The sequence below is a fragment of the Bradyrhizobium sp. LeoB3 genome, assembly GCF_055456055.1.
The window spans coordinates 1-2,646 of sequence record NZ_JBVBEF010000244.1 but is presented as its reverse complement, the minus strand read 5'-3'; the positions used below and the strand labels follow the sequence as shown (position 1 = coordinate 2,646).

Here is a 2,646-nt window from a genome sequence, read left to right as displayed (position 1 = left end):
GGCTCGATCGCGCGACGCGCGATCATCGCAGCCAGCCAGTTGCCGATATCCCCTTCGGTCGAGCGTTGCGCGAGCAGGAGATCACGCAACATTGCGCCCTCATCGCTCTCATTGCGCTTGAAACGCAAGAGCAACTCCTCGGCGTTCATCCGAACCGACGGGAAGTACTGCTCCACCAATGCCGCCAGCTCATGGCTTGACAGACCGACCTTCTCGGAAAGAAGACCACCATCCATCGTGGCGAGCGCCAGAATGGACGCCAGCGCGTGGCGATCGAAATTGCTGTCACTGGTTGTGTCGGCATCTGCGGGGTGCGCCCCAGTGAGCAGGCGATAGGTCGCAATTCCCCTATGCCGCCCACCGTTCACATCACTCGCTCTGGCAGCCATAAGCGGAAAGAATTGCGCTTCGAACATTGATGGCCGACCTTTCCACCGCGATCAAGTATGCTCTGCTGCATCGTGATGCTGGTCACGAGATCTTTCGCCGGAACGCCGACCTCCCTCATTAAGCCTGGGAAAGCCGGCCTCCATCGGTATGCTCTTTACTCGGCGGCGAGCTCGGCGGCGGTCTTGCCGACGATGGACTCGTCAACTGGCTTCATGATGCCGTGCTCCATCAGCATGTCCTCCAGCTCATCCATGGAGATCGGGGTAGGGATGATGCCTTTGCCGCCATTGTGGTGGATCCTGGTCGCAAGATTGCGATAGTGATCGGCTTGCTGGGACTCCGGCGCATACTCCAGCACGGTCATGCGGCGCAGCTCCGCGTGCTGCACGACGTTGTCGCGCGGCACGAAATAGATCAGCTGGGTGCCGAGCTTCTTGGCGAGCGCCTCCGCCAGTTCCAGCTCCTTATCTGTCTGTCGCTCGTTGCAGATCAGGCCGCCGAGCCGCACGCCACCAGAGTTGGCATACTTCAAAATGCCCTTGGAAATGTTATTGGCGGCATACATTGCCATCATCTCGCCGGACATGACGATGTAGATTTCCTGCGCCTTATTCTCGCGGATCGGCATCGCAAAACCGCCGCAGACGACGTCGCCGAGCACATCATAGGAGACATAGTCGATGTTCTCATAGGCGCCGTTCTCTTCCAGGAAGTTGATCGAGGTGATGACTCCGCGGCCAGCGCAGCCGACGCCCGGCTCCGGACCACCCGACTCGACGCAGCGGATGTCCTGATACCCGATCTTCATGACGTCCTCGAGTTCAAGGTCCTCGACGCTGCCGGCACTCGCCGCCAGGCTCAAAATCGTGTCCTGTGCTTTCGCGTGCAGGATCAGGCGGGTCGAGTCCGCCTTGGGATCGCAGCCCACGATCAGGATCTTGTGGCCCATTTCGGCCAGCGCCGCCAGCGTGTTCTGCGAGGTGGTCGACTTGCCGATGCCACCCTTGCCGTAGAACGCGATTTGTCTCAGTGAAGACATGTTGCTCTCCATCAACCGATTTGCCAAAGTTTGCGCGCTGGCTCGCGCGCCAGCTTTGTTTCTCTCTCAGAAACGAGGCACACGGGTTCAAGGGAAGGAGAGCATCGCTCGTCTTGCGCGTCTGCGTGCACTCAGCCCTCACTCAGTGTTGCTGCATCGTAATAGCAACCCCCGTGCCAAGGCTGTCTACGCTCTTTAAGCTTCTGATTTCGCGCTGAAAAACTTGCGAGCCGACGGATGACACCAGGTGTTTTGAAGGTGACAGCAATTGTGCCGCTGTCAGAAGCCGAACAAGGATCGCAAGCATCAAACGGGCAAAAACCGGCTTGGCGCGGGCCCTTTCGATGCGTTCATGCGTGGAACGGAAATTGCTAATTGCTCTTGCAAGCCGCTTTGTCGGCGCGATTTTCAGGAGAGCGACAGTGCAGCAAGATGTCGAAACCTCGAGGGCGGAGGGCCAGCGACGGGTATTCGTGGTCGACGATGACGAGATCACCCGCGTGACTTTGCAACTTATGCTGCATGACGAGATCGAGACGCACGAGCTTGCAACGCCGGAAGAGGCTTTTGTCAGGGGCATCGATTGGTTGAAGCCGGATGTAGTGCTACTCGGCGCCTCCTTTTTGGGGCAAAAGGGACCGCCGTTGATCGGCCAATTGGCGGCCCATTTTCCCGAGGTGCGGATCCTGATCGTCTGCGACAAATCCGACGAGCCCACCGCGGTCGAAGGCATCAAGGCGGGCGCGCACGGCGTGCTTATCAAGCCTCTCACCTTGGAAGCCGTCCGCAAGAAGGTCGATGGTATTCTCGAACGGGGCGCCACCGCGCCCATCGTGCAGCTCAGGGTGCTGAGTTAGGCCAGGCCATGGCGACGATCATCTTCTATCAAAAACCCGACTGCGCCACCAACGCGCGCCAGATGCAGGCGCTGAAGGTCGCGGGCCACCACGTGATTGCCAAGGATATCTTGAAGGAGCCGTGGCGCGCGGAGGAACTGCGCCAGTTCTTCGGCAATACGCCGATCGGATCCTGGTTCAACCGCGCCGCGCCCCGTATCAAGTCAGGCCAAATCAATCCCGACGCGAGCGACGCGGCGAGCGCACTCGCGCTGATGCTCAGCGATCCGCTCCTGATAAGGCGCCCGCTGATCAACGCCGACGGCGCAAGATGCGCGGGATTCGATCATGAGCCCGTGCTGTCGCTGCTTGGGCGGAGCA

The 2,646-nt window shown here is 59.8% G+C and carries 4 protein-coding genes; 2 read left to right on the top strand and 2 right to left on the bottom strand.

All coding sequences use genetic code 11. The annotated features are described in order from the left end of the window. Both ACZXDY_RS45405 and nifH read right to left on the bottom strand, forming a co-directional pair. On the bottom strand, positions 1 to 416 hold a 416-nt coding region (locus tag ACZXDY_RS45405), incomplete at its 3' end, for a nitrogen fixation protein NifQ (RefSeq protein ID WP_455999054.1). A 128-nt stretch (positions 417 to 544) separates the two neighbouring features. Beyond that, positions 545 to 1,429: a nitrogenase iron protein gene (gene nifH / locus ACZXDY_RS45400; RefSeq protein ID WP_130231928.1), complete on the bottom strand. Its 885-nt coding sequence runs from the start codon at positions 1,427 to 1,429 to the stop codon at positions 545 to 547. A 422-nt stretch (positions 1,430 to 1,851) separates the two neighbouring features. Between nifH and ACZXDY_RS45395 the strand changes: the two genes are divergently transcribed. After that, on the top strand, positions 1,852 to 2,286 hold the full coding sequence (locus ACZXDY_RS45395; RefSeq protein WP_463331993.1) for a response regulator: 435 nt from the start codon (positions 1,852 to 1,854) through the stop codon (positions 2,284 to 2,286). 8 nt (positions 2,287 to 2,294) lie between these two features. Further along, positions 2,295 to 2,646, top strand: a 352-nt coding sequence (locus ACZXDY_RS45390) for an ArsC/Spx/MgsR family protein (protein ID WP_464349947.1), incomplete at its 3' end; no start/stop codon positions are given.

Coding starts and splice junctions, on each gene's coding strand:
- nifH (WP_130231928.1), bottom strand. CDS start 1,429: ATGTCTTCACTGAGACAAATCGCGTTCTACGGCAAGGGTGGCATCGGC.